Origin of the sequence: Salinivibrio sp. IB282, from assembly GCF_001995685.1 — a bacterium.
Taxonomy (GTDB): Bacteria; Pseudomonadota; Gammaproteobacteria; order Enterobacterales; family Vibrionaceae; genus Salinivibrio; species Salinivibrio kushneri.
Genome location: NZ_MUET01000109.1, coordinates 1 through 5,332, shown reverse-complemented (window position 1 = coordinate 5,332; position 5,332 = coordinate 1). Strand labels below are relative to the sequence as shown.

The following is a 5,332-nucleotide window of genomic DNA, read 5'->3' as shown; positions in this document are numbered from 1 at the left end:
ATGTAATAGGTATATGTCCTAATTGTTTTGTTAAAAACTTGTCATATAATCTAGTTTAAATTCAAAATGGCAGTTTATATGACTACAAAATAGCCACCAAACTGAAATTAAACACTAAATTATTAACCAAAGTTAGATTGATTGAATTGTTTGCAAAATAATGCAACAACCACATTTTCGTTCGCAACATGTTGACAATGTGTAACAGCTCATCTCTCAGTTTTTATGATAAATGAGTAATCTGTTACATCGCGCACGACATGAAAATGCAAATACTGACGCTTCGCCTTTGAGTGAGTTCTGTCTCGTATCATCGAGGGTAAACCTAGTTTTTAGGCTCGGTCTCTCGAGAGGGTGTATGCCATTAAACAAAGCCAGCGGTTTCGCTGGCTCATTACTTATTTATTGTAACTTGTTTGTTAAGTGGGTTCTTCATGCACCAATACGCCGCCTTCAAGCGCCCCAATTAATACGTTCGGAACGTCAGCTTCATCAGAAGTAACAGCAATACGCGTGCCCGGCCCAATCGCTGAGATGGGGGCTGCCATCATCAAAGGGCCACGCTCCCCGTCTTCAACAAGCTTCCACGATGGCGCGGCTGCCGCATGATCATTGGCATATAGCCGACACTTGTTTCTGTCAGGTTCAATTAAACAGTCCAGGCCATACTCAATATCGTCATAAAAAAACGACCACTGATAATAGCCCGCATTGACACTGCAAGGGGTTTTGATAAAACTCAACGCCTCTGCGTTATCTTGGGTTAAGGTAATAAAGCGCTGCGCATCCGGTAACATCGCCAAATACCCCAGTGATTTGCCATTGGCATCGGTGACCGAGAGCTTTACCTCTTGCTCAACCATCGCGCGCTCATGATCGCCAATGTCTGGCAACATGGAATCGGGTTGTACTGAAAACGCCATTGTGTCGCTCCTTTGGTTGCTTCGCACCATTTTTAACAGTTATGTAACAACCAAAGATATAGATCAATTTCTCGGAAAAGTTTAGTGATTTGATCGCACACTATGTTGATGAATCGCTCGATACGATCATTGTGCCCGTTGGCCGAACAACGACGTTGATTGTGGCTTCAAAACGATCGCCGCCACGATCATAGTGTAGAGTGTCGCACCTATCGCAACCATGATTAACATCCCCCAGTCTGCGGCACCATTAAGCATCGCAAGTTTGGAGCCCGTTAACGGTGGTGCTGAAAGTGCACAGACAAGGCCGACTACAATACWGAATACAAAAGCGCGCTTGGCGCTGCGCAAAGAAAAGCGACGAAAAATCACTAACGACACTATAGGCACACCCACTAAAAATAATAACCATCCCCAGTAAGGAGCGGCTGAGTACAGTAGTACTGTAAAAATTGCGTCAAGAGTCATGTCCGCCTCCATTAAATTTTTCCATCCAACATCGCTTGATAGGCTGGTAACAACATTTGTTCTTTCATTACCCAAGCCATCCACGTTTCTTCTGTTGGACTAATAAACGGGAAAGAAGGGAGTAATTTGCCACCGTAACCGAACTCAGCCAGAATCGCTTTGCCAAACCCAGTGATCAATGGGCAAGAGGTATATCCATTGAACTCAGCCTCTAAAGGCTTGTCGTTCAGATAACTTAAGAGGTTTGCCTCAACGATGGGAACTTGTTTTTTTACACTTGCAGCCGTTTTCGATAGCGGAATCCCAGTCACATCACCGATACCAAATACATTGGGGAAAGTGGGATGTTGTAGCGTATATTGGTCCGCTGCCATCCATTCACCCTTATGAGGACCTTGGTTCCAAACTAGATCACTATGCTTGATCACATCGGGCGCACTCATTGGAGGCACGATGTGGATATAATCATACTCTTCGACCCGTGTTTTCCCCGTTGCTGTGAGTGAGAAGTGTGCTTTTTTATTGGTCGGGTCGATGCCAATCAACGTTTTCTGATCAGCAATGTCTACCCCTTGGTCACCAAAGCGTTCCATGACAAAGTCGTTATAAACGGGAATCGAAAATAATCGGTCTTTAAACGGCGTGGCGAAGTTCACATCATATGCTTGACGATGGCCAGTCTGCTCAAGACGTGCAAGCGAGGTAAAGGTCATTTTAAGTGGTGCGCCCGCGCACTTGATTGGTGTTTCAGCAAGAGTAAATATGGCTTTGCCCTCGCCTTTATTCATAAACTGTTTGAACGCCGTATCCGTTGCTAATGCACCCTCTGGCCCCGGATAAACGCTACCAATACCATGCTGACCAATAAGGCGTTCCTCCATTCCCTCAATGAGGGTGTAATTAAGTTGGGTGCCCATGGCAACGACCAGTACGTCATAGCTAAGCTTGGTGCCATCCTCGAGTACAACTTGTTGTTGTGCAGGTAAAAACGCATTGGCATTTTGTTGGTGCCATTTTATACCAGCAGGTAACCATTGTTCTGTTGTTGATAGGACTTGGGATACTTTCCATAACCCGGATGCCACCAAAGTTTGCCCAGGCTGATACAGATGACGCTGACGTGCACCCACTAATGCTATCTGATCAGCGGAAAGGTGTTGCACAAGGCGATTAGCCAACGCAATACCGGCAGCACCATTACCCACAATAACCACCTTAGCGCGCGTCTGAGCACGTGAGGGTAAGCTTGCCGGCATCAAGCCTATCGCCCCCGCACCTGCCAGTAGTTTTAAAAAACGGCGTCGCTCTTGGTTCGAATTTTGATATGGCATGACCACCCCGCTAATTAAGATAATACTTAATTAGTAGTCGTGAATTAAAATGGGCGCAACGTTACCGGATAGCTTTTGTGGTTTTATTCACAATTCAATCAAGAGTAACTATCGCATCAGCCACCAGCGCATTAAGCGTTTGTACCAGCGGTTGTACGGGGGTTTGACTAAAAAGCTGGTGTCCCACTTATCGCGGGTGAGGACGGTTTTGCTGTGGCTAAAGGTATAAAAACCCTCGACTCCGTGGTAATGCCCCATGCCAGAGTCACCAATGCCGCCGAAAGGCGCATCTTCGGCAGCGACATGAAACAAGGTTTCATTAACCCCCACGCCGCCGGCGTGAAGCTGTGTGGTAACCTGCGTGCGTATCTCAGCGTCATTGCTCATCAAATACAACGCGAGCGGCCGTGGCCGCGCCTGGATATAACGCAGTGCCTCGGAGAGATCTTGATAGGTGACAATAGGTAGGAGCGGGCCAAAAATTTCTTCTTGCATCACCCGCATGTCATCGGTGACCTGGGTTAGCAGCTGGGTCGGCCAGCGCTGATTTTCGGCGGTTGGCACGGTTTGCTGGTCGAGTGCACACCAGCGGCGCGCACCTTTATCGAGCGAATCTTTGAGTGTTTCTTCAAGCCGCGTCGCTTGCGTTTGGTTAATGATCTGGCTGTAATCTGGGTTGGCTTCAAAGTCAGGATAGATAGCACGAAACGCGCGTTGATAGGCGTGGATAAAGGCTTCTTGCCGATGTTCAGGACAAAGCACATAATCGGGCGCGACACATATCTGCCCAGCGTTTAAACACTTGCCATAAATGAGCCTCGACACGGCCACATCCATATCAATTTGATCATCAATGATCACCGGCGATTTGCCTCCCAATTCGAGGGTCACCGGTGTTAAATTATCGGCCGCCGCCAGCATGACTTGGCGTCCGACTTGGGTTGAGCCAGTAAAAAAGAGGTGGTCGAACTCTAACTCGCTAAAACGGCGCGACACTTCGACTTCGCCCTCTACCACGGCGACTTCGTTTGGGCTAAATACCTCAGCGATTAACGCGCGTAATACCCGATTGGTGTTGGGGGTGAACTCCGAAAGCTTAAGCATCACCCGATTGCCCGCGGCCAACGCGCAAATCAAGGGACTCAGGGCCAGCATAATCGGGAAGTTCCAAGGGACGATAATCCCAACCACCCCTTTTGGCTGAAAGTGCACGACCAATTTGGTGCCTAGCAGGGTAATGCCTGGACGCCGTTTTTGCGGCTGCATCCATCGCTTTAATCGACGACGGGTGTAATCAATCTGGTGCAGCAAGGGCAAGATGTCGGCAATTTCAGTATCAACGGGCGCACGATAGCCGTAATCATCACTCAAGGCTTGTTGTAACGCAGACGATTTTTGCTTGATGGCCTGACGCAAGCGCAGCAGCGCGTCACGGCGATAGCTGTACTCTAAAAAAGGACACCGAGACACCTGCTCTTTTTGTGCGTCGAATGTCTCACGCATCTCTTTAACCGTTTCCAACCACTGTGAGCCTGGCTCCGTCATCCTTGCCTCCTCTGTCGATACAAGATCGCGACACACCACTTCTTCATTGATGACATAGTCTCATCAGCAACGCAACTGGGCATGCTTCACGTCGTTGTGCGGGTATAGCGACCAAGGCTTACGCTGCCCGTCTGAGTCTTGAGATGTTAAAGCCTTGTATCTTCATCCCTGTTATTCATCACGTTTTTAGCGCCATAGCCCACAGAAAGCAGCTTGGTTGTTGAGCAAATATTGTCGCTTTATTGATCTCAGGCTTATACTGAAACAAACTCAGTTTAACGCCAGCTTTATTCGCTGATATCGAAAGGAAATGTGGTAGGCATGAACGACGAGCCAACAAAGAACGAAATACTGACGGAAAGTGGTACGAATGAGCTAGAGATCATTGAGTTTCACTTAATCAAGCAACTTCCTGACGGCAGTACCAAAACCTGCTATTACGGTATTAACGTTGCCAAGGTTCGCGAAGTTATCCAAGTGCCGGAAACCACTGACTATCCAAACGCCCAGGCGCACATGATTGGGGTGTTTTCGTCACGCGACAAGCTAACGCCACTGATTGATCTGGCGGGCTGGTTAGGCGTCCCGACGCGGCCAGAGAAAGATAATAAATTTGTGATTGTCACCGATTTTAACAACATGACTAATGGCTTTTTGATTGACAGCATTAGTCGTATCCATCGTATTTCCTGGGAAGCCGTTGAGTCACCGAGCCAATTCCTAGAAGCAGGCGAGCAAGATTGTGTGGTCGCAGTCGTCCGCAAAGACAACAACCTGATCATGATCTTAGACTTTGAAAAAATCATCGCTGATATCAATCCTGAATTGAGCATGGAAAAATACGATGTCACTCAGGACAGAAACGTCAACATTTCCGAATCCAGCGCGAAAAAACGCGAGGCAAAAACGATCCTAGTGGTGGACGATTCCGCTTTCATCCGTAGCTTAATTGAAAACACGCTACGCTCAGCCGGCTTTAATATTATATCGGCCAAAGATGGTGGCGAGGCCTTTGACAAACTCACCGAAATTGAACGCATTTCCAAAGAAGAAGGTGTGTCGATT

At 47.6% G+C, this 5,332-nt stretch carries 5 protein-coding genes; 1 reads left to right on the top strand and 4 read right to left on the bottom strand.

The genetic code is table 11. From position 1 onward, the window contains the following. Positions 1 to 419: 419 nt before the first annotated feature. From BZG14_RS14570 to BZG14_RS14555, 4 genes are all read right to left on the bottom strand, one after another. Positions 420 to 923 carry a hypothetical protein gene (locus tag BZG14_RS14570; RefSeq protein ID WP_077609075.1) on the bottom strand — a complete coding sequence of 168 codons (504 nt, stop codon included), beginning with the start codon at positions 921 to 923 and terminating at the stop codon, positions 420 to 422. A 126-nt stretch (positions 924 to 1,049) separates the two neighbouring features. After that, entirely contained in the window at positions 1,050 to 1,403 is a 354-nt protein-coding gene (locus tag BZG14_RS14565; RefSeq protein WP_077609074.1) for a hypothetical protein, read from the bottom strand. Then, complete coding sequence (locus tag BZG14_RS14560; RefSeq protein WP_077485232.1) at positions 1,403 to 2,722, bottom strand: NAD(P)/FAD-dependent oxidoreductase; 1,320 nt, start codon at positions 2,720 to 2,722, stop codon at positions 1,403 to 1,405. Before BZG14_RS14560 ends, BZG14_RS14565 begins: the two co-directional genes overlap by 1 nt. A 108-nt stretch (positions 2,723 to 2,830) precedes the next feature. After that, positions 2,831 to 4,267 carry a coniferyl aldehyde dehydrogenase gene (locus BZG14_RS14555; RefSeq protein WP_077609073.1) on the bottom strand — a complete coding sequence of 479 codons (1,437 nt, stop codon included), beginning with the start codon at positions 4,265 to 4,267 and terminating at the stop codon, positions 2,831 to 2,833. A gap of 321 nt (positions 4,268 to 4,588) precedes the next feature. Between BZG14_RS14555 and BZG14_RS14550 the strand changes: the two genes are divergently transcribed. Beyond that, positions 4,589 to 5,332: chemotaxis protein (locus BZG14_RS14550; protein WP_077609072.1), on the top strand; the 744-nt coding region annotated here is incomplete at its 3' end.

What these genes read in the sequence shown, in the direction of transcription:
- BZG14_RS14570 (WP_077609075.1), bottom strand. Translation starts at nt 923, where the DNA reads ATGGCGTTTTCAGTACAACCCGATTCCATGTTGCCAGACATTGGCGAT.
- BZG14_RS14555 (WP_077609073.1), bottom strand. Translation starts at nt 4,267, where the DNA reads ATGACGGAGCCAGGCTCACAGTGGTTGGAAACGGTTAAAGAGATGCGT.
- BZG14_RS14560 (WP_077485232.1), bottom strand. Translation starts at nt 2,722, where the DNA reads ATGCCATATCAAAATTCGAACCAAGAGCGACGCCGTTTTTTAAAACTA.